Origin of the sequence: Dietzia cinnamea NBRC 102147, assembly GCF_001571065.1 — a bacterium.
Lineage (GTDB): Bacteria > Actinomycetota > Actinomycetes > Mycobacteriales > Mycobacteriaceae > Dietzia > Dietzia cinnamea.
The window spans coordinates 1-24,170 of record NZ_BCSW01000033.1; the positions used below are offsets into that span (position 1 = coordinate 1).

At 73.5% G+C, this 24,170-nt stretch carries 16 protein-coding genes and 1 pseudogene; 11 read left to right on the forward strand and 6 right to left on the reverse strand.

Annotated elements, in window-relative coordinates:
• The 6 genes from DCI01S_RS17585 to DCI01S_RS11610 form a co-directional block, all read left to right on the forward strand.
• Positions 1 to 1,013: hypothetical protein (locus DCI01S_RS17585; protein ID WP_061229368.1), on the forward strand; the 1,013-nt coding region annotated here is incomplete at its 5' end.
• Entirely contained in the window at positions 1,010 to 1,423 is a 414-nt protein-coding gene (locus DCI01S_RS11590) for a DUF6802 family protein (RefSeq protein WP_061229369.1), read from the forward strand. The genes DCI01S_RS17585 and DCI01S_RS11590, both read left to right, overlap by 4 nt.
• Positions 1,424 to 1,526: 103 nt before the next feature.
• The gene (locus DCI01S_RS11595; RefSeq protein ID WP_061229370.1) at positions 1,527 to 3,353 is read left to right on the forward strand and encodes a phosphoenolpyruvate carboxykinase (GTP); all 1,827 of its coding nucleotides are present in this window, start codon (positions 1,527 to 1,529) and stop codon (positions 3,351 to 3,353) included.
• Positions 3,354 to 3,507: 154 nt separating this feature from the next.
• Complete coding sequence (locus tag DCI01S_RS11600) at positions 3,508 to 4,266, forward strand: hypothetical protein (RefSeq protein WP_061229371.1); 759 nt, start codon at positions 3,508 to 3,510, stop codon at positions 4,264 to 4,266.
• Between the two features lie 77 nt (positions 4,267 to 4,343).
• Positions 4,344 to 5,840 (forward strand): sensor histidine kinase, encoded by a 1,497-nt coding sequence (locus DCI01S_RS11605; protein WP_232303105.1) that lies wholly within the window; start codon positions 4,344 to 4,346, stop codon positions 5,838 to 5,840.
• Between the two features lie 98 nt (positions 5,841 to 5,938).
• Entirely contained in the window at positions 5,939 to 6,601 is a 663-nt protein-coding gene (locus tag DCI01S_RS11610) for a response regulator transcription factor (RefSeq protein ID WP_061229373.1), read from the forward strand.
• Positions 6,602 to 6,628: 27 nt separating this feature from the next.
• On the opposite strand, the gene DCI01S_RS11615 is transcribed toward DCI01S_RS11610, so the two are convergent.
• Both DCI01S_RS11615 and DCI01S_RS11620 read right to left on the reverse strand, forming a co-directional pair.
• Positions 6,629 to 8,101 (reverse strand): aldehyde dehydrogenase, encoded by a 1,473-nt coding sequence (locus DCI01S_RS11615; protein WP_061229374.1) that lies wholly within the window; start codon positions 8,099 to 8,101, stop codon positions 6,629 to 6,631.
• A gap of 118 nt (positions 8,102 to 8,219) precedes the next feature.
• Positions 8,220 to 9,038: a class I SAM-dependent methyltransferase gene (locus DCI01S_RS11620; RefSeq protein WP_061229375.1), complete on the reverse strand. Its 819-nt coding sequence runs from the start codon at positions 9,036 to 9,038 to the stop codon at positions 8,220 to 8,222.
• 56 nt (positions 9,039 to 9,094) lie between these two features.
• Between DCI01S_RS11620 and DCI01S_RS11625 the strand changes: the two genes are divergently transcribed.
• Entirely contained in the window at positions 9,095 to 10,456 is a 1,362-nt protein-coding gene (locus DCI01S_RS11625) for a glycosyltransferase family 4 protein (RefSeq protein ID WP_061229376.1), read from the forward strand.
• Here DCI01S_RS11625 and DCI01S_RS11630 read toward each other — a convergent pair.
• Complete coding sequence (locus DCI01S_RS11630) at positions 10,398 to 12,248, reverse strand: MmpA family trehalose lipid delivery protein (protein WP_061229377.1); 1,851 nt, start codon at positions 12,246 to 12,248, stop codon at positions 10,398 to 10,400. The genes DCI01S_RS11625 and DCI01S_RS11630 overlap by 59 nt on opposite strands.
• A 120-nt stretch (positions 12,249 to 12,368) precedes the next feature.
• On the opposite strand from DCI01S_RS11630, the gene DCI01S_RS11635 reads away from it, so the two are divergent.
• Positions 12,369 to 13,655 carry a polysaccharide biosynthesis protein gene (locus tag DCI01S_RS11635; RefSeq protein ID WP_153038677.1) on the forward strand — a complete coding sequence of 429 codons (1,287 nt, stop codon included), beginning with the start codon at positions 12,369 to 12,371 and terminating at the stop codon, positions 13,653 to 13,655.
• A gap of 496 nt (positions 13,656 to 14,151) precedes the next feature.
• Here DCI01S_RS11635 and pgfA read toward each other — a convergent pair whose 3' ends face one another.
• Positions 14,152 to 15,426, reverse strand: a complete 1,275-nt coding sequence (gene pgfA, locus DCI01S_RS11640; protein ID WP_232303106.1) for a cell envelope lipid trafficking protein PgfA — start codon at positions 15,424 to 15,426, stop codon at positions 14,152 to 14,154.
• A gap of 152 nt (positions 15,427 to 15,578) precedes the next feature.
• Here pgfA and DCI01S_RS16805 point away from each other — a divergent pair, with 152 nt between their 5' ends.
• Positions 15,579 to 16,817 carry an acyltransferase family protein gene (locus DCI01S_RS16805; protein WP_082767772.1) on the forward strand — a complete coding sequence of 413 codons (1,239 nt, stop codon included), beginning with the start codon at positions 15,579 to 15,581 and terminating at the stop codon, positions 16,815 to 16,817.
• A 947-nt stretch (positions 16,818 to 17,764) separates the two neighbouring features.
• Here DCI01S_RS16805 and DCI01S_RS18260 read toward each other — a convergent pair.
• A pseudogene (locus tag DCI01S_RS18260) lies at positions 17,765 to 21,262 on the reverse strand (alpha-(1->3)-arabinofuranosyltransferase domain-containing protein); the annotation flags it as partial.
• 36 nt (positions 21,263 to 21,298) lie between these two features.
• On the reverse strand, positions 21,299 to 21,466 hold the full coding sequence (locus tag DCI01S_RS11650; protein WP_082767775.1) for a DUF2613 domain-containing protein: 168 nt from the start codon (positions 21,464 to 21,466) through the stop codon (positions 21,299 to 21,301).
• 175 nt (positions 21,467 to 21,641) lie between these two features.
• Here DCI01S_RS11650 and DCI01S_RS11655 point away from each other — a divergent pair, with 175 nt between their 5' ends.
• Positions 21,642 to 22,268: a TetR/AcrR family transcriptional regulator gene (locus DCI01S_RS11655; RefSeq protein ID WP_082767773.1), complete on the forward strand. Its 627-nt coding sequence runs from the start codon at positions 21,642 to 21,644 to the stop codon at positions 22,266 to 22,268.
• A complete protein-coding gene (locus DCI01S_RS11660) occupies positions 22,265 to 24,142 on the forward strand; it encodes a long-chain-acyl-CoA synthetase (RefSeq protein WP_082767774.1) in 1,878 nt (625 codons plus the stop codon). Before DCI01S_RS11655 ends, DCI01S_RS11660 begins: the two co-directional genes overlap by 4 nt.
• Positions 24,143 to 24,170 lie beyond the last annotated feature (28 nt).

A 24,170-nucleotide genomic window follows, 5' to 3' on the forward strand; every position in this document is an offset into this window, starting at 1 on the left:
CCCGCCTGCCGATGGCGGTGGCCGTGGCGGGGCGCGCCCGCACGTGCACGGCCGAGCACCTCTCGGAGACGGTCGACGTCACCACCCGCCGCCTGGTAGACGCCGGCGTGAGGTGCCCGGTCCAGGTCGTCGACGAGGGCCACCCCGGCGCCCCCGCCGCCCTGCTGTCGTCGCTGCTCGCCGCGGTGCGTGCGGGCGCCGTGCCCACCGCGCCCGGCGGCCCGGTCCCGCGGCCCGCCGGGCCCGACCCGGCGACCGCCACCGTCGACTGGCTCCTCGCCCGCCGCACCGAGGCCATCACCACGCGCTCCCAGGCGCTGCGCCAGGACGTGCAGGCGCTGCGCATGGAGGTGGTCCAGGACCTGCACCGGTCCGTGCGCGACCTCGGCGGCCGCGCACGCGAGGAGCTCGCCGCCGCGCCGCGCTCCCGCGTCGACGCCCTCGTGCACCGCCTCGCCGCCGACGCCGACGCCGCGGTGGCCGCCACCGTCGCCCGCGCCGACCGCCGCGCCGACGCCCTCGTCGCCCGGCACCTCGGCCCGACCGCCCCGGCCGGACCGCGGATCCCCGCGCCGAAGAGCGGCCTCACGCCGGGCCGCCCGCCCCGCAACACCGGGGAGGAAATGCTCGTCATGATCACCGGCGCCGCCGGCGGCACCGGTGTGGGCCGGATGCTGCTGGCCCCGCTCGCCGAAGTGCCGGGCGCCGCGGCGCTCGTCATCCCGCTCGCGCTGCTGTGCGGCGTGGCGCTGGGGTGGGTCACCGTGACCGTGCGCCGGACGCAGGCGCTGCGCACCCACACCGTCGCCGCGGTGGGCGACAGGCTCGCGGCGCTGCGCGCGGAGACCGAACAGTCCCTCGGCTCGCGGATCCTCGCCGCCGAGGCCACGATCACCGACGGGTTCGCCCACGATCCCGGGCCCCGGGTCACCGACCTCGACCGGCGCATCCGCCGCAGGCGTTCCGAGCAGGCCGCCCGGTCCCACACCATCGCAGGGGGCACGTCGCCATGACCGATCCACTCGCCGGCCCGGACCCGTTCGACCACCACTACGCGCCCGACGTCTGCGGCCTGGAGGGCGCGCCGCTGGCCGAGCCGTCGTCGCTGGGGCTGCACGTCCCCGTCGGTGACGAGGTCCTCGACCTGGGCTCACCCGAGGCGGACCTCGACGGGGACGGCTTCATGGAGGCGGTCACGCGCGGCGATGACCGCGGCCTGACCGTGTACACGGACGTCGACGGCGACGGCACGGTCGACCACGTCTCGACCGTGCGCTTCGACGGCAGCTACGACTCGTGGCGGCTGGCCAACCCCGCCGAGGGAGTACCCTTCGGGGGCTTCACCAACGAGGCCGGCGACGATCCGGCCTCGCCGCCCCCGCCGCCGGCGCGATGGGAGCGCATCGACCACGGCCACATCTGATGGATCCCTCACATTTGGGCGCGATCGGGGCTCGGACGCGGCGATCCGCACCGGTTGGCGATACCCTGTGACCAAGACCATGCACCACGCGCGAGGAGCAGTGATGACCACCACCACCATTCCCGGCCTCGAGGGTCAGGCACCAACCGATCACACCGAGATGCTCGCGTGGATCGCGGAGGTCGCCGAGCTCACCCAGCCGGACCGGGTCGTCTTCGCCGACGGCTCCGACGCGGAGTGGGATCGCCTCACCGCCGAGATGGTGGCGGCCGGCACCTTCGTCAAGCTGAACGAGGAGAAGAAGCCCAACTCGTTCCTGGCGCAGTCGGACCCCAAGGACGTCGCCCGCGTCGAGTCGCGCACGTTCATCTGCTCCGAGACCGCCGAGGGTGCCGGCCCGACGAACAACTGGCGCGACCCGGCCGAGATGCGCGCCCAGATGACCGACCTCTACCGGGGTTGCATGCGCGGCCGCACCATGTACGTGGTGCCCTACTGCATGGGCCCGCTGGACGCCGAGGACCCCAAGCTGGGCATCGAGCTCACCGACTCCGCGTACGTGGTCGTGTCCATGAAGATCATGACCCGCATGGGCTCCGCGGCGCTCGAGAAGATCGGTGCCGACGGCGCCTACGTCAAGGGCCTGCACTCGGTGGGCGCCCCGCTCGCCGAGGGGGAGAAGGACGTCCCCTGGCCGTGTAACGAGGAGAAGTACATCACCCACTTCCCGGAGACCCGGGAGATCTGGTCCTTCGGCTCCGGTTACGGCGGCAACGCCCTGCTGGGCAAGAAGTGCTTCGCGCTGCGCATCGCGTCCGCCATGGCCCGCGACGAGGGCTGGTTGGCCGAGCACATGCTCATCCTCAAGCTCATCTCCCCCACCGACGAGGTCCACTACGTCGCGGCCGCCTTCCCGTCCGCGTGCGGCAAGACCAATCTCGCGATGATCCAGCCCACCATCGAGGGCTGGCGCGCCGAGGTGGTCGGCGACGATATCGCCTGGATGCGCTTCGGCGCCGACGGCCGCCTCTACGCTGTCAACCCCGAGTACGGCTTCTTCGGCGTGGCCCCCGGCACCAACTACTCGTCCAACCCCAACGCCATGAAGACGCTGGAGCCGGGCAACGCGATCTACACGAACGTCGCGCTGACCGATGACGGCGACGTGTGGTGGGAGGGTCTCGAGGGCACGCCGGACCACCTCATCGACTGGCTGGGCAACGACTGGACCCCGACCGGCGACGGCGAGGCCGGCAACGCCGCGCACCCCAATTCGCGCTACTGCGTGCCGATCGACCAGTGCCCCGTCACCGCGCCCGAGTTCAACTCCCCCGAGGGCGTGCCGATCTCGGCCATCCTCTTCGGCGGCCGGCGCGCCGACACGGTCCCGCTGGTCAGCGAGGCGTACTCGTGGAACCACGGCGTGTACATCGGCGCGACCCTGTCCTCCGGGCAGACCGCCGCCGCCGAGGGCCAGGTCGGCGCGGTGCGTCGCGACCCGATGGCCATGCTGCCGTTCGTCGGTTACAACGTCGGCGAGTACTTCCAGCACTGGGTCGACATGGGCGCCCGCGGTGGCGACAAGATGCCCAAGATCTTCCTGGTCAACTGGTTCCGCAAGAGTGCCGACGGTCGCTTCCTGTGGCCGGGCTTCGGCGAGAACAGCCGCGTGCTCAAGTGGGTTATCGACCGCATCGAGGGTCGCGTCGAGGGTGATGAGACGGCCGCCGGCCTCACCGCCCGCGCCGCCGACATCGACATGACCGGGCTCGACACCCCGCTCGAGGACGTCGAGGCCGCCCTGGCCGTCGACCCGGAGGAGTGGCGACGCGAGCTGCCGCTCATCACCGAGTGGCTCGAGTTCTGCGGCCCCAAGGTCCCGGCAGAGGTCCACGAGCAGTTCGCCGCCCTCAAGGAGCGCCTGGGCTGACACTCCCTCACAGGATCGATAGCGGACGGGTCACACATTCTACTCGGAGTGACCCGTTCGCTATTACCATATGTTCGACGCTCTTCGCAGTGGCGCCACCGGGTGTCAAGGTGAACGACTGAGCGGAACACCGTGTTCCCGCGGGAGGAAAGGTATGAGAGCCACCGTCGTCGGACTCATCGCCCTCCCTGCGACGGCCGCCGGGCTGGTCGTCGCCGCCACGGTCATGGGTTCCGGAAACGAAGACGCCCCTCCTGCCGCGCCCGAGCGCACGACCACCGTCTCGACGGGCGGAGGCTCCGACACCGCGGACGAGACCCGGGTCGCCGCCCCCGAGCCCGTCGGCACCGCCATCGAGGGCGTCCGGCCCCACCTCACCGTGATCGACGGCCTGTCCGCCCTCCCCGTGCCGGCACCGATCCCCTCGATCCTGTCGAGACTGTCCGCGCGGCCGGCCGACCTCGTACCCCTGCCGCCGCCGACCGACGGTCGTACCGAACCCGCGCGCTCCGGATTCGTGGCCGGGGACGGCGCCAATCGTGGCCGGAACCCCGACACCGTGGATCGCAACGAGCCGCTCGGCTCGGCGGGGTCGGGCGCGGGCGACATCCCGCCGGGCGTCACAGATCACCGCGCTCCCCGGCCGGGCCGGGATCACCCCGCGACCCCGTCGCCCATGGACGACGGCCCCGAGGGCACGCCCGATCGTCCGGAGCACCCGACCGGCCGGGACGCGCCGGTCGTGATCGGGCCGGTTCCGGGCGCCCGGATCGTCGTACTCACCACGGGCGCGCCCGCGGAGAACACTCCGGTTGAGGGCACCCCGGCCCCCGCGACGCCGACGGACGGTTCGCCCGCCGACGGCGAGCCGGGAGCGGCGCACCCCGCCGATGACGGCTCCGAGCCGAGGTGAGCCCCTCTCTCGGGAGGTCACAACCGGCCCGCTGGTGGCATTCTGCGCGTCTGCGCATCACCGTCAGCATCACCCTGGTGACCGCGGCCGTGTTCGCCGCGATGGTGATCTTCATGATCCAGATGCTGGACCTGAGCACGGAACGCGTCACCGACTCCCGGCTCAACCGCGAGGCGGCCGACTTCTCGACCTTCATGTCCGCCGGTATCCTGCCGTCGTTCGAGTCGGACGACCCCACCGTGGAACAGCTCATCCGGGCGTACCTGGCTCAGCAGTACCCTTCCTCCGAGATGCTGCTCGTCGGCACGGCCAACGAGTCGGGGACCCAGTTCACCCTCTCCCGGTACGGACCGGACGAGGACCGGCTGTTCCCCCCGGGCATGCGCTCGCAGATCCAGCGGATCGGACTGTCCCCCATGGAGGACTCCGGCGTGATCGACGACTCGGTGCGCTGGCGCAAGGCCACCGTCGAGAGCCCCGCCGGGCCGGCCAACATTGTGGTGGCCATCCACGACCGCGGCACGCATGACGAGACCCGCCGCGTCAAGAGCTTTCTGCGCTGGGCGGCCGCCGGGGGCATGGTCGTGAGCGCACTACTCGCGTGGTGGATCGCCGGCCGGATGCTCGTCCCGGTGAGACGGATCCGCGAAGCGGCGGAAACCATTTCCGCGGCCGATCTGTCACGGCGCGTGCCCTCCGACGGGCCCGACGAGATCGTCTCCCTCGCCGACACCGTCAACGACATGCTCGAGCGGGTCGAGGAGGCCTACCGCACACAGCGGGAGTTCCTGGACGACGCCGGCCACGAGCTGCGGACACCGCTGACCGTGGTCCAGGGCAATCTCGACCTCATGCCCGAGGACCCGGAGGGCCGGACGGAGACCATCCGGCTCATACAGGACGAACTGTCCCGGATGACCCGCATCGTCGAGGACCTGCTCACGCTCGCCCGCGCCGACCGTCCGGACTTCCTCCGCACCGCCGCGACCGACGTCACCGAGCTCGTGCTGGACGTCGAGGCGAAGATCGAGGTGGTGGCCGACCGGAACTGGCGGGTGCTGCCGTACGCCGAGGGCCTGGCCAGGTTGGACCAGCACCGGATCACCCAGGCCCTCATGCAGTTCTGCTCCAACGCGGTCCGGTTCACCGGCCCCGGGGACACCATCGAGATCGGGTGCCGGGTCATCGAGCCCGGTGACCCGACCATCGCCGCGGAGCTCGTGTCCGGGGCCGTCCCGGAGACCCCGGAGCGGGAGTCCTACCGTCGCCGGCTTCTGTGGTGGGTCCGCGACAGGGGACCGGGGATCCCGCCCGGCGAGGAGGAGAGCATCTTCGAGCGGTTCCACACCGCGCGCGGCCAGCTCCGTGACGGACGCGGCGGCACCGGCCTCGGGCTCGCTATCGTCTCGACGATCGCCAAGGCGCACGGAGGCCGCGCGTTCGCGTTCAACGCCGCCGGGGGCGGCGCGACGTTCTGCATCGTCATCCCCTTCGTCGCGCCGCCGCCCGCGAAGGGTTCCGGCTCGCCCGCCGGGACCGACCCGTCCGACGCGAGCGGCTCCGAGACCCGCTGAACCCCCCGGTCCCCGGCCGAGCCGCGGACACGGTCGCCCGCCAGCGTCCAGCAGCGCGGTACCCGTGCGATACTCCCAAGTCGGAGAAGGAGGGATGCATGACGAACGTTCTCGTCGTGGAGGATGATGACCTCATCCGCTCGGTCTTGGTCAAGGCACTCGGTGGTGCCGAGTACACCGCACTCGAGGCGGTGGACGGGGAGAGCGCGCGTGCCATCCTGTCGACCATCTCCGACATCGACCTGATGTTGCTCGACATCGGCCTGCCCGACACCGACGGACTGACGCTGCTGCGCGAGGCCCGCGATCGCGGGTTCGCCGCGCCCGTCATCATCCTCACGGCCCGCGACAGCGTCGCGAACACCGTCGAGGGACTGGAATCCGGCGCCAACGACTACATGGTCAAGCCTTTCCGAGTCCCCGAGCTGCTCGCCCGCATCCGGCTGCGGTTGCGCGAGCACGAGGCGACCGAAGACCCGGGCATCCTCGAGCACGCCGGCATGCGCCTGGATATCCGTACCCGCCGCGTCGAGGTGGACGGCCGCATCCAGGAGCTCACCAACCGCGAGTACTCGCTGCTGGAGATGCTGCTGCGCAACAGGGGCGAGACCATCAGCCGCGAGCAGCTCCTCGAGAGCGTCTGGGGCATGGACTTCGACCCGGGTTCCAACATCGTCAACGTCTACATCCGCTCCCTGCGCCGCAAGATCGGCGAGAACAAGGTGCAGACGGTGCGAGGGGTCGGCTACCGCGTGGAGTGAGCGCGCGGGCCGGGGCGCCCGCAGTCGTCAGGTGCCGGACGGCTCCCAGCCGAACGGCATGAGCACGCTCTGCAGCTCGCAGTACGCGTCCAGCCCCTCGGGCCCGTTCTCGCGGCCGATACCGGAGTTCTTGAACCCGCCGAACGGGGCGGTGGGATCGAAGGCGTACCAGTTGATGCCCATGGTTCCGGTGCGCACCCGCTGGGCCACGGCGAGCGCGGCGTCGGGGTCGGACGAGTAGACGGCGCCGGCGAGGCCGAACTCGGAGTCGTTGGCGATCCGCACGGCGTCGTCGACCGTGTCGTAGGCGATGACCTGCAGGACCGGACCGAAGATCTCCTCCTGGGCGATGGTCATGGAGTTGTCGACGTCGCGGAAGACGGTCGGCTGGACGTAGGCCCCTCCCGACACGTGCTCGGGCAGGCCCTCGACCTCGCCGCCACCGTAGGCGATGGTCGCGCCCTCCTCGACGCCCTTGCGGATGTACCCCTCGACGGACGCCTTCTGCTTGTGGTTGGCCAGCGGGCCGAACACGGTGCCCTCGTCGGCGGGGTCACCGACGGGCATGAGCGAGACGTTCTCGACCAGCGCGTTCACCACCTCGTCGTAGCGCGAACGCGGGGCCAGGATCCGGTTCTGGGACACGCACGCCTGGCCGGAGTTCATCAGGGCGGAGAACACCATGGTGCCGGCGGCGGAGGCCAGGTCGGCGTCCTCGAGGACGATGGCGGCGCTCTTGCCGCCCAGCTCGAGCGAGCAGCGCTTGAGGCCCTGCGCGGCGATCCCGGCGATGTGCCTGCCGACCTCGGTCGAGCCGGTGAACGAGATCTTGTCGACATCCGGGTGGGACACCAGGTGATCACCCACGGAGCTGGGGCCGGTCACCACGGACAGCACCCCCTCCGGCAGGCCCGCCTCGCGGAACAGGTCCGCCAGCCACAGCGCGGACAGCGGGGTGGCCGAGGACGGCTTGAGGATGACCGAGCTGCCGGACAGCAGGGCCGGCGCGAGCTTGGCGGTGTTGAGGTAGAGCGGGACGTTCCACGCGGTGATCGCCGCGACCACGCCGACGGGCTGGCGGGTGACGACGGAGGCGCCGAAGTCGCCCTGACGCACCTCGGACCACGGGAAGGTCTCGGCGAGACGGGAGTAGTAGCGCAGTACGCCGAGGGTGGGGGTCACCTGGATCATCGACGCGGCGCTCGCGGGCGCGCCCATCTCGTCGGACAGGATCTGGCAGACCTCGGCCTGGCGCTCCTCGAGCATGTCGGCCGCGCGGGCGAGCAGTGCGCCGCGCTCGGCGGGCGGCGTGTTCCGCCAGACGCCGGACGCGAACGAGTCGCGGGCCCGGCTGATCATCTCGTCCAGGTCGTCGGTGGTGGTCTCGGCGACCCGGCCCACGACCTGGTTGGTGGCCGGGGACGTCACCTCGAGGACGCCGGTGGTGACCGGATCGGTCCAGCGGGTGCCGGAGAAGAGCTTGTCATGGACGACGACCACGGGGGACCTCCGTGCGGTGGGGTACAAGAGCGGTGGGAACCGTCCCGTCAACCGGGAGTGAAGCTAACGAGAACGTGTTCCACCTCACTGTAGCGAGGGTCCGGCCCGCCGTGGGGCGCTACTTCGCGCGCAGTACCAACACGAGATTCGACACGAGCACCTCGCGAACGAGAGGCACGCGCACGAGCCCCCACGCCCATCGAGGGTGGTAGCGGGGGAACGCGGCGAGCAGATCGGCGGCGCCGGTGTCACGTGCCCAGGCCAGGCCGTCGGCGCACCCGACCTCGAAGAGGGACTCGCCGTAGACGTTCTTGGGCGGGTGGCCGTGGCGGCGCTCGTAGAGGCGCCGCGCGCGCTCGCCGCCGAGGTAGTGGGTCAGGCCCATCTCGTGGCCGCCGAAGGGTCCGTACCAGAGGGTGTAGGAGACGACGACGAGGCCGCCCGGTCGCGTCACGCGGCACATCTCCTCGGCCATGCGCCAGGGCTCGGGCACGTGCTCGGCCACATTGCTGGAGATGCACACGTCCACCGCATCGGTCCGCACCGGCAGGGCCATCCCGCTGCCGCGGATCGACCCCGTCTGGTCCAGGCCCGCCGCGGACATCTCACCGACGTCCGGCTCGACGGAGACGTATCGGGCGCCCTCGGCGGCGTACGCGTCGGAGAAGTAGCCGGGCCCGCCGCCCACGTCGAGGACCGTCAGCCCGGGAAGCCTCCCGGCGTCGGGGCCGGGGCCCGGCCGGGCGGGCTGATCGCCGGACCCGGCCCACAGGTCCGCGACCAGCTCGACGGTGTCGCGCGCCAGGCCGGAGTAGAAGGCGTCCGGGTCGGACTGCTCGAGGGGGAACGAGCGCAGCAGCCCGAGCGAGCGACCGAGGGTGGCGCGGCGGGCCACCGATCGTAGCGCGGGCGAGCGGTGGACGGGATCGGTGAGCACGGCGGTGACGATACCGGCGGTCCTTGACGGCCCGGCCGCCCGCGTACAGTGTCCGGGTGGCTCGAATCCTGCTGCTGTGCTGGCGCGACAGTACTCACCCGCAGGGCGGTGGCAGCGAGCGCTACCTCGAGCACGTCGCGGACGGTCTCGCCGCGGCCGGCCACACGGTCGTCTACCGGACCTCTCGCTCGCGGGGCGCGGCCCGCTCCGCGACCACCTCCACCGGCGTGCGGTTCAGCCGGGCCGGCGGGCGCTTCACCGTCTATCCCCGCGCACTGCTGGCGATCCTGTCCGGCCGGCTCGGCCTCGGGCCGCTCGGGGTCCTGCGACAGCCCGACGTCGTCGTCGACACCCAGAACGGCGTCCCCTTCTTCGCCCGCCTGGTCACCACCGCCCCCGTCGTGGTGCTGGTCCACCACATCCACCGCGAGCAGTGGCCGGTCGCCGGGTGGCTGGTCGCGCGGATCGGGTGGTGGGTCGAGTCGTGGGTCTCGCCGCGCGTCCACGCCCGGTCCCAGTACGTCACCGTGTCGCTGCCGTCGGCCGACGAGCTCGCCGAGCTCGGCGTCGCTCCCGCGCGCATCGCGGTGGTCCGCAACGGCCTCGACCCGCTACCGGCCGGTGTCGCACCGGGGAAGGCGGAGCCGGACAGAGCAGTACCGGGCGGAGCGGAGCCGGACGGCGCGGAATCGGACGGAGCGGAATCGGACGGAGCGGAGCCGGCCCCGCCGGACACCCGCGCCACCGGCCCGCGGCTGGTCGTCCTGTCCCGGCTGGTGCCGCACAAACACGTCGAGGACGCGCTGGACGTGCTCGCGACCCTGCGGCCGAGTCGACCCGGGCTCGTGCTGGACGTCATCGGCAGCGGCTGGTGGGCCGACCGGCTCCGCGAATACGCCGCCGAGCGCGGGCTCACCGCCCCCGCCGGCGAGACCGGCGGCGGTGGTGAGACCGGCGGCGGTGGTGAGACCGGCGGCGGCGAGACCGGCGGCGTCGTGTTCCACGGGCACGTCGACGAGGCCACCAAGCACCGCCTTCTCGCCGGCGCCACCGTCCACCTCATGCCCTCGCGCAAGGAGGGGTGGGGGCTCGCCGTCTCCGAGGCCGCGCAGCACGGCGTCCCCACCGTCGGCTACCACCACGCCGCGGGACTGCGGGACTCGATCGACGACGGCGAGACGGGCCTCCTCGTGGACGACGTCGCCGCCATGACCGACGCCGTGGACCGTCTCCTGTCGGACCCCGACCTGCGGGAGCGGATGGGTGAGGCCGCCCGCCGGAAGGCCGCGGGGATGTCGTGGCCCGCCGCCGGCGCGGCGATGGAGCGGGTCCTCGCGGCCGTCACCGAGGGCCGGCGGCTCAGCGGCGTGATCGACGGCCGGGCCGACCGCCAGCCAGCGCCGCGCCGACCAGCGTGAGCAGCCACAGCGCGTGCGCCGCCAGCACCGCCGCGCGGGCCCACGCCGGGGCGCCGGGAGGGGTGACCGCGCCCCATCGCGAGTCCGCATCACCCGGCCCGTCCGGCGGGGCGAGCTCGTGCAGGGTCAGTTCGGGGTCGGAGAACCTCGTCGTCGTCGCCATCAGGGTCTCCTCCGCCGCGCCTCGGGGCCCGGCGGACGTGCGCTCGTCGAGCACCCACCGCACGCCCAGGCCCGCCAGTTCGCGGGGGTCCGCGCCGCGCAGCAGCGCGTCGGTGGCGCGGCGCGCGCGATCCCCCTCGCCCGGCACCGCGGTGGCGTCACCCACCCCGGCTCCGGCCACGAGCAGATCGCCCGCGACGAGGACGCGGGTGTCGAGCAGCCGCGGCGCGGGGTCGAGGACCGGCCGGCCCTCGGCCCACAGCGGCGTCGAGCGGAACGACCCCGCCGGCAGCACCAGCAGGTCCCCTGGCCGACCGTCGACGATGCCCGCCACCTGCTGCCACCCCTGCCCGTACGTCACCGGCCGCAACTGCTGCCACAGGGCGCGCGGGGCGTCCGGGACCGCGGCCACGGCCACCGCCGTGACGAGCACCCCGGCGACGACCGGCCGCACGCGCGCGGAGAGGGCCCGGGCGGCGAAGGCCAGCGCGAGCACGGTCGCCGGCAGCGCCAGAGCCACGAACTTCTGGGTGTCCCGCAGCAACCCCGCGCCCGGTACAGCGGTGACCAGTGCCTCCATCGCCGCGAGACCCGGGCGCGTCGCGGCGGCGGCCACCAGCAGCCATGCGGCGAGGGCCACGGGGACCGTCGCGCGCACCACACGGTCACGTCGCGCCCGCCACAGGCCCCGCGCCGCGAGCACCCACACGAGCAGCAGCGCGAACAGCGCGGCGGCCGCCCACCACGTGGCCCGCGAGGGCGGCACGGCCTGGGAGTTCCATATCCCACCCAGCGCGACGACCGAGCCCAGCGTCCCGATCCCCGGTTCGGCGCGGGCAGCGAACGCGGCCACCCCTACGGCCGCCTCCGCTCCCCCACCGGCAGCGCCGCCCGACCCGGCGTCAGGTCCGATCCCGGCCCGGTCACCCGCCGCGGTGAGAGCGGTCGCCAGCCCCCACGGCAGGGCGGTCACGGCAGCCGTAGCCGCCAGCGCTACCGCAGCCCGGCGCCGACGAGCGCCCCCTCCGCCACAGGCCAGCGCCACCACCGCCGCGACGACCGCCAGAACCCACCCCGTCGGCGTGAGCCCGGCGGCGGCCAGCGCAGCACACGCCGCGGCCACCCGGGGCCGGCCCCGGGCGAGCAGAACCGGCATCGACACCACCGCCGCGACCCCCGCCAACAGCGACCAATGACCCTGGAGGAGCCGCTCCACCACGAACGGATTCCACACCGCGCCCACCACCGCCGCTAAGCGCGCCCACACCCCCGTGCCGCTCTCTCCGGGCAACACCCTCCGCACGAGCGCACCCGCCGCGACCGCCAGCCACACGCAGAACACCGCCGTGAGCAGACCCGTCAACGGCCACATCGGGAGCCCGACCGCGTCCAACGCCCGTGTCGCCCACGCCACCGCCACGTCCTGCGGAACCGCCCGCGCCGCCGACTCCCCCAACCCGAGCGCCGCGTCCGACAGTGGCGGCGTCGGCGTGGCCACCCAGTCCCGCAACAGCGGGAAGCCCGGCCGCGCCACCCCGGCCAGCAGAACGCCCGAGACGACCACACCCACCGCGGCGTCCGTCACGGCCGGCCGCGCGATCACGCGGTAAAACCCGGCAGCGGAGGACATGTGCACATTCCACCACGCGCCCCGGTCGCGCCGATCGCACTGGCGGGGTGGCCGACCCGGCGCCACCGCGTCACCCGACCCGCAGGAGAGACCGCGGGACGGCCCCCTACGATCACCGATGTGGACCATCAGGCGCGCGAGGCGGCACCCGGCTCCGCCGCCAGGCGCGTCCTGACCGGCGCGGGCGCGGTCACGGCCGGGTCGATGCTGGCCAACATCGCCGCCTACCTCCTGCATCTCCCGGCCTCCCGGTGGCTCGGCCCCGAGGGCTACGGCGCGTTCGCCGCCTTGCTCTCCGCGCAGTTGCTGGTGGCCGTGCCCTCGCTCGCGCTGCAGGCGGTGGTGGCCCGCGAGCACGTCCGCGGTGTCCCCCGGGACGTCCTGCGCGCGCTCGGCAGACGGGCAGCGCTACTGGTCGCGGTGGTCGCGGCGTCGGTCGTCGTGCCCATGTCCCTGCTGCTCGACACCCCGGTGTGGGCCACGGCCGCAGCGCTGGCCCCTGGCCCGGTGCTGTGCCTGCTCGCCACCGAGCAGGGGCTACTGCAGGGCGCCGAGCGGTTCCGGGCCCTCGGTGTGGTGCTCGCCCTGGCCGGCGCGGGCAAGGTCGCCCCCGCCGTCGCGGTACTCGCCGTCGGCGGCGGTGTCGGACCCGCGCTCGCCGCCGGGGCCGTGGGCGTGGGCGCGGCCTGGGTCGTGGCGGCGCGGGTGACGTCCGGGCCCGCGTTGGCCCCGTCCAGCCTGCGGACGGGAGGGGACTCGGCCGGCGGGGGAACGCTCGGCAACTCGGCCGGCGGGGGAACGCGCGGAGACGGGGCGGCTCTGACCTCCCCCGGCGTGGCCGCCGTGCTCGCCGCCGGCCAGGTGCAGCTGGTGATGATGGCCCTCACCTCGGTCGACCTGCTCCTCGCCCGGGCACTGCTGGCCCCGGAGGACGCAGGCCGCTACGCGCTGGGGGCGGTCGCCGCGAAGGCCGCGTTCTGGCTGCCGCAGGCCGTCGGCACGGTGCTCTATCCGCGGATGGCCGATCCGGCCGGACACCGGGGAGCCGTCCGCTCGGCAGTGACGGTCCTGCTGGGCATCGGCGCGGTCGTCGTGATCGGGGCCGCCGTGGCCGCGCCGCTGGTGCCGGTGGTCGTCGGCGAAGACTACCGGCCGGTTGCCGGGCTCCTCTGGGCGTTCGCCCTGCTCGGTGTGACACTGAGCGTCCTGCAGGCGTTCCTGCTGGCCATCATCGCCTCCGACCGGACCGTTGAGGCCGGGATCGCGTGGTGCGGGCTGGTGCTCACCGCAATCGCCGTGTGGTCCGCTCCCCGCGATGTCGAAGGCGTCCTGGCCGCCGCGCTCGTCGCCGTCGTCCTCACCACGGTCACGGCCGGCTGGCGCGCGCTCCGGTCGCGGCCGGCCTGATCCGAGGGCGCTGGGCCGGACCGAGCCCCTCCGGCCGAGCCACGCCACCTATCCACTTGCGACTCGCCTACGGGACCCCGTGGGCGGCGCGTGATCCGATAGGTGGCGCGGTTGCCGGCGCGGTTGCCGGAGCGGTCGCCCGGAGCCGGTCGCCGGCGCGGCTGACCGAGCAGGGTCGTCGCGAACCGCGTCGGGCTCGCGGCGCGCGATCTGCTCCTCGGACCTCGATTCACCCCTCGCGCCGCGATTCGCTCTCGGAGTTCCTGGGGCAAGACGCAATCAGAAGCGCAGCGCCCGATCCGAGGGGCAGATCGTGGAAGCCGCGCGGTTGGTGTCGCTGTCGGCCGCTCAGCGGTCGCGTCGGCCGCTCAGCGGTCGCGGGTCCGCCGACGAGAAGAGCGTCCCGCACACGCCCTCTCGGGTGATGTGTGCGGAACGCTCTCGTCGATGCTCCAGGCGGCGGGGCCGGCTCAGCTCAGGCCGCCGCCGGCTCAGCTCAGGCGCGCGCCCGGGCGGCGTGACCGCCCGTGCCGCCACGGCCACCGCGCAGACCGAGCACGATGCCGCCGATCAGCGAGATCAGGCCCAGGATGCCGAGGACGGCGGGCACGACGCGGCCGAACGTGTTGAGCGTGTCCGCGCTCTCCTGCGCACCGGCGAGGGTCACCTGCTGCGTCTCCTCGTTCCAGCCGGACTGGAAGCGGACGGCCGTGCGGGTGGGCTCGGCCCTCTCCTCCTCCATGCGGGCCTTGTCGCCGAAGAACGCGTCGGCCTCGGCCTGGTCCTCGGCGAAGAACTGGAAGATGTCCTCCTTGCCGTTGACGATCTGACCGGTGGTCGGGTTCACCCACACCGTGCGGGTGTTGGTGTAGAAGCGGCGCATGTCGACCGCGCGCTCGGGGTCGCCTCCGAGGCCCCACTGCCCGGCGGTCATGCCCTCGCGACGGTAGCTGGCGAGGACCGACTCGACGGCGGGGTCGTAGCCGTCGGAGATGGAGGCGAAGTGGTCACGGATCGAGGACCACATGTCGATCGGGCCGAGCTCCTGGCGGAACTCGTAAGCGTCGATGCCACCGACGGTGGTCTCGCCGACGAACTCGATCGGGTTGGTGGTGAAGGTGCTGGCGTCGAAGTAGTCGTAGGCCCGCTGCTCGGTGTCGAACGGGAACTTGTACTGCAGCCCCTCGCGGACGAAGCCCGTGGGGGCGTCGTCACCGCCCGAGCCGCCGGCCACGACCTGCAGGGTGCTGGTCGCCTCGTCCACGGGCATCGCCGAGACGCGGTCGACGGTCACGCGGTCGATCGTGGCGTTGATCAGCGCCTCGACGTCGTCGCCGCCCTGCTTGTCCTCACGCAGCAGCGACTGCGCGGCCTGCATGGTGATGACGTCGGCGTCCGACGGCTCGACGGCCTGGACGCGGCGCTGCGAGTAGAGCGGAATGTCGTTGTCGATGAAGCACGTGACCGCGAACTGCACGCCGGAGTCGTCGGCCTCGGGCCCGTCGACGGTCTCGACCGTCTCGCCCTCACCCTCGGCGCCCTCGCCCTCGTCGGCGGGGGCCTCGGGCGCCCGGCACTCGGCGCGGTCGGCGTTCAGTTCGGTGGGCGTGTTGGACGCGAGCGCACTGCCCACGAGGACCGCTCCCGGCACGGTGTCGGTGACGGTGGTGCTGTTGATGTCCAGCGGCGTCTTCTTCTGCGCCGGCACGACGAAGAATAGGAGAGCCAGTGCCATAGTGATGAGAAATGCGCCGAGCCCGACGAGGACCATTGCGGGCACCGACGACCTCCGTCCCGCCGAACTGCTCTGACGTGCCATCGTCTAGTCCTCCTGGTGTCGCGCCCTGGGCCCGCCGGGTTACCACCCGGTAACCACCGGGTTGCCTGCCCGGCCGGACCATCATCAGGAGAAGATTAACAGTGATGAAGAACGCATTCGGCACCCCCGACCCCCGAGTCGGCACTCTGCCGTCCGCGACCGGCTTCGCCCCGGCGTTGGAAGGCCTGCGGGCGGTCGCCGCGTTCGCGGTCCTCACGACGCACGTGGCGTTCCAGACCGGCTCCTCCACGGGCTCGTTCGTCCACCGGGTGTGGGGCCGGTTCGACCTGTCCGTGGCCGTCTTCTTCGCGCTGTCCGGTTTCCTGTTGTGGCGGGCGCACGCCCTCCACGCGCGTCGGAGCGGCCCGGGCACCGCCCGTCCGGCGGTGGATTATCTGCGCTCCCGGCTGGTCCGGATCCTGCCCGCCTACCTCGGAGTGGTCGCGGCGGTCTTCCTCCTCATCCCGCAGAACGTCCGCGCGTCAGCTGCGACCTGGGCGTCCAACGTGACGCTCACCCAGGTGTTCGTGCCCGATTCGCTGGTCGAGGGCCTGACGCACGCGTGGTCGCTGTCAGTGGAGATGAGCTTCTACCTGGTACTGCCGCTGTTGTGGTGGGCGCTGTCGCGGCTGCGTGGTCCGGCCGCGCGGTGGCGGATCCCGGCGATCGCGGCGGTGGGGGTGGCGAGCCTCGGCTGGGCGCTCGTGCCGTGGTATGATTTCGGGCTTTCCGAGCGGATCAACGACCAGATCCTGCCCCCGGCGTTCGCGTCGTGGTTCGCGGCCGGGATGATCCTCGCCGAGCTGGTCGCCGCGCCGCCCGGGCGGGTCGCGGCTCTGGCCCGGCACCCGCGGGCGCGGTGGGCGTGGTGGGCGGTCGCGGCCGCCGCGTTCCTCGCCACCACGGTCCCCCAGTGGTTCACCGAGGGCTTCGTCCACCCGTCGGGCCCGGAGTTCGCGGCCCGCACCGCCCTCGGTGCGGTGGTCGCGTTCTGCCTCCTTGCGCCGGTCGCCCTGTCGCCGGACCGGGAGCGGTTCGCCGTTCTGGGCTCGCCGGCCCTCACCACGCTTGGCCGGTGGTCGTACGGCGTCTTCCTGTGGCACGTCCTGGTCCTGCACTTCGCGTTCCAGATCGCGTCGGTGCCCATGTTCTCGGGCCGGATGCTCACGGTCTGGCTGGTCACCGCCGTGATCTCGACGGTGGTGGCGGCGGCGAGTTACGCGCTGGTGGAGGTCCCGTCCCAGCGCTGGCTGGCGCCCCGACGCGCGCCGCGCGGGCGTCCGGCGGACGGCCAGCTCGCGGCGAGCCCCGCGCAGACGAGCCCGGCAACCGTCGCGACCTGAGGCCCGAGGGAGTCCCCGGCGTAGCCGAGCGGGTCCGGCCACGGTGCGCGGGCGAGCAGCGCGGCGCCGGCGACGATTCCCACGCCGGCGCCGGCGACGAGCAGCCGCCGCGCCCCTGCCGCGCCGAGGTGGCGGCTGGCCGCCAGCGCGCAGGCGGTGAGCCCGGCGGTCACCGCGAGCCCGACCGGCCCGGCGAGAAGGTAGCCCACCGCGGCGGTCGCCACGACGGTGACGGGACCGCGGCCGCGCCACGGCGTCGCGCGGGTCCCCGCCCGGTCGCGGTGGCCGCGCACGAGGAACAGCAGCAGGACCAGCAGCAACGCGAAGGGTCCGGTGAGCAGCGCCCACCGGTACGGCGCGTCGAGCGGGACGGTGAGCACGAGCGTGGCGCCGGTCGTGGCGGCGGGCAGCACCCAGCCCTGCTTCCACCCGTCGACCGTCACGGCCCGCGGATCGGCCAGGGCGGTGCCGTCGTCGGCGACCAGGCGCGCCCGCCACGCCGGCGAGACCGATTCGGGGACCACCAGCACGCGCTCGCGCGGGGCGGCCGGGACGTGCAGCTCGCGGTGGGCGTCGTCCCACCGGACGGTGGTGACCGCCCGGGTGGGCTGCGGGGCGCCGCCGAGGACGCGCGCGGCGCCGGCCGACGCGCTGCCGGCTCCCTCGCCGCCGGTGGTGGAGCCGGGACCGTCGACGACGACGAGGCCCACGGTGTCCACCGAGAACGCCTCACCGGGATCCACGGAGACCTCCTGCGGCCCGGCGGGGAGCGGGACCGGGGACTCGTCGCAGAGTTCGGCCGGAACGGCGCGGCCCTCGAGCAGGGCCCGGCGGGACGCGGTGATCCGCGTGCCCACGACCCGGTCGCCGATGTGCAGCCGGGGCCCGTCCTGGCAGGTCAGCGTGACGGGGTCGTCGTCGGCGGCGGGCAGCGCGCCGATGCGGGCGCCCGAGGCGTCCTGCACCCAGACCTCGGCGATGCCGGCGGGCACGGGCGCCCCGCCGGGGGTGCGCACGTCGCGGGTGCTGTCGACGCGGACGGTGACGCGGTCGGTGTGGTCGGCGGGGAGGTCGACGACGACGGAGCCGTCCTCCTCGGGTGTGAGCGTGGCGACGTCGACGCGCGTGCGCTGGAGGCCGGTGTCGATCGTGACGACCCTCGGCGCCGCCGGCGCGTCCGAGCGGGGCGCCCACAGGCGCAGTGACCCGACGAGGTGGCGCCCGGGCAGGCGCAGGCCGAGCGACGGCGACGGGGCGTCGGTCGCGTGCCAACTGGTGGAGCGGTCCCCGTCGACGGCCGCCGACGGCGCACCCGCGGGATCGGTGACGAGGGAGTCGCCCTCCGCGCGCACCTGCCGGGCCCGCGAGGCCGGGTCGCCGCGCAGGACGTCGTCAAGGGCGCTGCCCGGGCGCGGGCGCACGAGCAACCGGGGGGCGACGGCGGTGTCGGCGGGGACGTCGAGCAGTCGGGCGAACCGGCCCGGTTCCTCCGGGGCGATCGCGAGGTCGGGGGCGCACCGGGCGGCGCCCGTGGCCTCCTCCGCCCCGGCGAGTCCCTCGACGGGGCTGCCGCCGTGGACGCAGTCGGTGCGGCCGGCGAGCTCTTGCCGCAGCAACCAGCCCGACGGCGCGCGGGTGTCGTCGGCCCGCTCGGGCAGGGCGATGGTCCGCAGCAGCGGGATGTCCTCGCCGCCGGCGGCGAGCCCGATCTCGGAGACCTCGAAGTACGTGCCGCGGCCTCCGTCGGCGACGCCGGTGACCGTGACCCGGACCTGCTCGGTGGGGCCGGGCGGCAGGGCGACGGTCGTCTCCTCGTCGGCGCGCGGGTAGACCGTGGTGGTGCCCGTGTCGGTGCGGACCTCGAGCGCGGTGACCTGCGGGCCGACGGCCGGCGCGGGGACGGTCAGCCGCAGGACCGCGCGGTCGACGGGCTCGGGCAGGTCGATGGCGATCCACTCGCCGAACGCCGAGCCGTATCCGCCGGAGCGCCACGCGGTGTCCGGGTCGCCGTCCACGGCCGCGGCCACGGAGTGTGAGGGCCGCACGGGGCCGGTCTGTGCGGAGTCGGCCGCCGAGGACGACACGCTCACCCTGGCGTCCCGCCAGCGGGCCCGGGTGCGCGATGGCTCGTCGCCGGCGACGCTCGCCGAGTAGTCGGGGACCGCGCCACGGCTGCGCCGTGGATCGCCCTCGGCCCGGACGGCGGAGGAGTTGTGGTCGAGCCGGCCGAAGTCGGTCTCGCGGTCGGTCGGCGAGTCCGTGAGCACCGGCGCCGTGGAGGCCAGCGGCCGCGGCCTCGGGAACGGGTCGGACGCGGGGTCGACGCCGGCCGCGAGCGCGTCGGCCTCGAGCAGCCGCGTCACGCGCGGCGGCGAGCCGATGGTGTCCTGCTCGGCGAGCAGGTCGTCCAGCCGGGACAGGGCCTCCGGCCCGCCCGCGACCACGGGCAGGTCGCGAACCTCCACCGTGTACGGGGCGGTCGCCGACCGGGGCGGTCCGGGCGGCGTCGCATCCGAACCCAGGCGGGAATCGACCCGGTAGATCTCGATCGCCGGATACGCCGGCCGGAGCCCGGAATCGTGGACGACCACCTCGTCGTCGTCGCCACCGTCCCCGCCGCGAGCCCCGCCCGCGCCGCCGTCACCGCCCGCGCTGTCACCATCCGCGCCGCCGCCCGTGCCCTCGGCACCGACGTCGTCCCCCCGCGCGGCGACCGGCTCGCCGAACTCGGCGACCTTCACGAGCCCGGGCGAGCCGTCGACGGCCTGGTGGACCAACGCCGGGCGCGGCGCGGCGGAATCCACCGACAGGTCGTTGCGCACCACCAGGTACCCGATGCCCAGCGAGGCCAGCGTGGCGGCCATGCCGGGCGCCGCGCGGCCGTCGGCGAGGCGGCGCTGCACGGCGTCGAGAGCGCGGATCGCGGGGGCGGGCTGCAGCGGCACGGAGTCCCGCACCGCCCACGGCGTCTCGGCCAGCGGCTGTAGCGGCTCGTCGCGGGTGACGCCCCAGACCTGACGGCCGAACGAGGCTCCCGGGACCACGAGCGCGCGGGTCGTGGCCGCCGGGTCCCGGTCCTCGGTGCCCGGGCGGTCGACCGGCGCGTTCTCCGACAGCCACGCGGCGGCCTGCGGCCAGTGATCGGGCAGCTCCTCGTGCGAGCCCACCGGCGCGAGACGCCCGAGCCACGCCGGCGCGACCGACACGCCCGCCGCGAGCACGACGATCATCGCCACGGCAACCGCCCGGTCGCGCTCCGGATGGGCCAGCGCGCCGGGGGCCCGCTCGCGGTCGAGACCGCCGAGCAGACGCGTGAGCAGGTGCGCGACGCCCAGTGCGAGCGGCAGGCGCAGCAGCGGCTCGAACTTGTGGACGTTGCGCAGTGGGGCCCCCGCCCCGTCGAGGAGGGCGCGCACCGTCTCGGCGAGCCCGCCACCGGCCGGACCCACCCACGCCGCCGACATCGCCACCAGGCCCACCGCCGCGATCACGAGCAGACGGCCGCGCGCGGGCATCCCCCGCAGCAGCAGACCCACGACCCCGGCCGCCGCCAGGACACCGGTGGCCAGGACGAACGCGGGCTCGCTGGTGAGATCCGCGCCGGCGGTGCGGTCCGTCGACACGAACGGCACCCACGTCGCGGCCCCGCGCAGCACCTCGGTCACCGACGCCCACCTGGTGGTGACCTCGGCGGACTCGATGTAGTCCAGGAACGGCGGCGACACCCGGCCGAGCAGCACCAGTGGAACCGCCCACCACACGCACACCGCCGCGGACAGCGGCACCCACCACGCGGCCAACCGCGCCCACGTCCGGCCCGGCCGGTGCAGCGCCCACCACAGGACCGCGGGCAGGCACGCCACCGCGGTCGCGACGGCGTTGACGGCACCCATCAGCGCCAGCGCGAGCGCGGCGCCGGCCCCGCCGCGACGCGGTGACATCCGGCCCTGCAGCACCCGGATGACCGGCAGCAGCACCCACGGCGCCAGGGCGACCGGCCAGATCTCCGACGAGATCGACCCCAGGTCGCCGAGCATCCGCGGGGCGAGCGCGTAGAGGACACCCGCGACCGGGCGCGTGACGCGGGTGCCGATGCGCAGCGCGGCGGCCACGCGCACCACGCCCACGTACGCGACGGTGAGCACGACCGCCCACCACAGGCGCTGGGTCAGCCACGCGGGCATCCCCGCCAGGTCGAACAGGGCGAAGAACGGCCCCTGCGGGAACAGGTAGCCGTAGGCCTGGTTCTGGACCTGGCCGGCGAAGGACAGGCCGGTCCACAGGTGGGTGGCCTGGGCGAGGAAGCGGCCGGGGGCCGCGACGAGGTCGTACTTGGTGTCCGGGGCGATCAACCCGGGGGACTGCAGACAGGCCAGCAGCAGGAAGGCGAGGAACGCGACGACCGCGTCACGCGCACCGGCGCCGAGACGGGCCCCGCGGATCACCTACGCCGGCGTGCAGAGAGTCGAGAGCTGCGGGCGTCAGCGCGCGCCGTACTCGACCTGGCCGAGGAGGGCCTGGTCGGCGGGCGGTTGCGGCACGTCCGGGATGGAGTTCTCGGCCATCGTGGTGTTGACCCCGAACGCGACGATGCCGCCGAGGACGATTCCGCCGACTGCGCTGGCGAGCGCTCCGGTGCCGAAGCTCATCGTGGTCTCCCTGGGGTTCACGTAACGGTGGGTGTCCTGCGGTGTCGTCGAGACACCGATGCCGGAAGCGTAACACCCGTCGGGGCGCCGGATCCGGGGAGCGGCTCCCACGAGTCCTTACCGGCGGGTAAGTTGAGTGTGGCACATGACACCGCGACCCGCCGGGAGGAGACCTGTGACGACGGGGACCAAACGCATCCCACGTGCGATCCGCGAGCAGCAGATGCTCGACTCCGCGATCCGCGTGTTCTCCGATCTCGGCTACCGATCGGCCTCGATGGACACCATCGCCCGCCACGCGAGCATCTCCAAGCCGATGCTGTACCTGTACTACGGCTCCAAGGAGGAACTGTTCGCGGCGTGCGTCGTCCGCGAGTCCGGTCGGCTGATCGACCACCTCACCGCCGCCGCCACCGGCAGTGCCGGCCCCCGCCGACGGCTCGAGGACGTCGTCCAGGCGTTCCTCGAGTTCGTCGACGCCCACACCGACTCGTGGAATGTGGTCTACCGTCAGGCATTCGCCGAACCCCAGTTCAGGGAGGAGGTCGAGAAGACCCGGACGGTACTGGTCGACCTCACCACCGATCTGCTCGCGCAGAACTCGGGCGACGAGCGCGGCCGCGAGGTGCTCGAGGTGGTCGCCACCGCCCTGGTCGGTGCAGGCGAGGCGGTCGCGGACCGCGTCGCCCACCGGTCGATCCCCACGTCGGTGGCCGCCGCTGTCGTCGTGGAACTCGCCTGGCGCGGCCTCGCGGGCGATCCGACCAAGTCACTCACCACGCCCACAGAGGAGAAGTCGTGACCGACAAGACCACCGTCACCGGCCGCCGGTCCGGGGCCGCCCGCACACTCAGCCCGGCGGACCTCGCGCGCGGCCTGCCCTCCCTCGCCGCCGACCTGCCGTCCGTCCTCAACGGGCTGCGTATCGTGCGGACCTCCCGCAGCACGGACAAGGTCTCGATCGGGCGCCGTTTCCAGAAGCTGGCCGCCGCCCGGCCCGACGCGCCTTTCATCAAGTTCCTCGGCACGGAGATCAGTTACGGCGAGGCCAACCGCCGCGCCAACCGGTTCGCCGCGGTCCTCAAGGCCCGCGGCGTGACGCGCGGCGACACGGTCGGCATCTGTATGGGCAACCGTACCGAGGTACTGCTCGCGATCCTCGGCGCTGTCAAGGTCGGCGCCTCCGTGGGCCTGCTCAACCACCACCAGCGCGGCGAGGTCCTCGACCACTCGCAGAACATCCTCAAGTCCAAGCTCGTGCTGGTCGGCGCCGAGTGCGTGGAGGCCGTGCAGTCCGTGCCGCGCGAGAACTGGATCGGCGAGCTCCTCGCCGTCAGCTCCGAGGTCGACCTGCCCTTCCGCGACTTCACCGCACGCCACCGCCCTGACGAGCTGGCGGACCTGACGTGGCTCGAGGACGAGCTCGCGACCCTCGGCGACGACGTCGGGGACGTCAACCCGCCGGAGGCCGACGAGACGGTCGGCACGGAGACCGCGTACTACATCTTCACCTCGGGCACGACGGGCCTGCCCAAGGCCTCGACCATGTCCCACTACCGGTGGAACAGGGCGATGGCCGGCTTCGGTCTGTCCGGCGTGCGGCTGAAGAAGCACGACGTCCTGCTCAGTCCGCTGCCGATGTATCACAACAACGCACTCACGGTGGCCCTCGGCTGCGTCCTCGCGGCCGGCGCGTGCCTGGCCATCGAGGAGCACTTCTCGGCGTCCAGGTTCTGGGACCAGGCCCGCGCCGCCGGGGCGACCGCCGCCATCTACATCGGCGAGATCTGCCGCTACCTGCTCAACCAGGAGCCCGGCCCGGGCGACCGGGACCACTCGATCCGCGTGATGACCGGCAACGGCCTGCGGCCCGAGATCTGGGACGAGTTCCAGCAGCGGTTCGGCGTGGGCCGCATCTGCGAGTTCTACGCGGCCAGCGAGTGCAACATCGCGTTCGTCAACGCGTTCAACGTCCCGCGCACCACCGGGTACTGCCCGATGGACTTCGCGATCGTCGACTACGACCCCGAGACGGGCGAGCCCCGCCGCGGCGAGGACGGCCGGCTGCGGAAGGTCGGCAAGGGCGAGATCGGCCTGCTCATCAGCGGGATCTCCGACTCGCAGCCCTTCGACGGCTACACGGATGCCGAGGCCACGGAGAAGAAGATCGTCCGCGACGCCTTCAGCGACGGCGACGCCTGGTTCGTCTCGGGCGACCTCATGCTCGACCAGGGCCTCAAGCACGCCTCCTTCGTCGACCGCCTGGGCGACACCTTCCGCTGGAAGGGCGAGAACGTGGCGACCACCGAGGTCGAGGCCGCGATCAGCGCCCGCCCGGAGGTCGACCAGGCCGTGGTCTACGGCGTCGCGGTCCCGGACGCCGACGGCAAGGCCGGCATGGCGGCGATCCGCCTGCACGACAAGTCGGACTTCGACGGCGCGGCGCTCGCCGAGCACCTGCGGGACTCCCTGCCGTCGTACGCGGTCCCGCTGTTCATCCGGCTGTCCAAGGAGCTCGAACACACCTCCACCTACAAGAGCCGCAAGACCGAACTGCGCGCGCAGGCGTTCGACACCTCGACGTTCGACGACCCGCTCTACGTGCTGTCCAAGGAGAAGGGGTACGTCCCGTTCTACGATGGCGCGGAGAACGACGTCGTCGCCGGCACGGTCTGACCCACAGCCCGGGCCCTTTAGCAGCAGC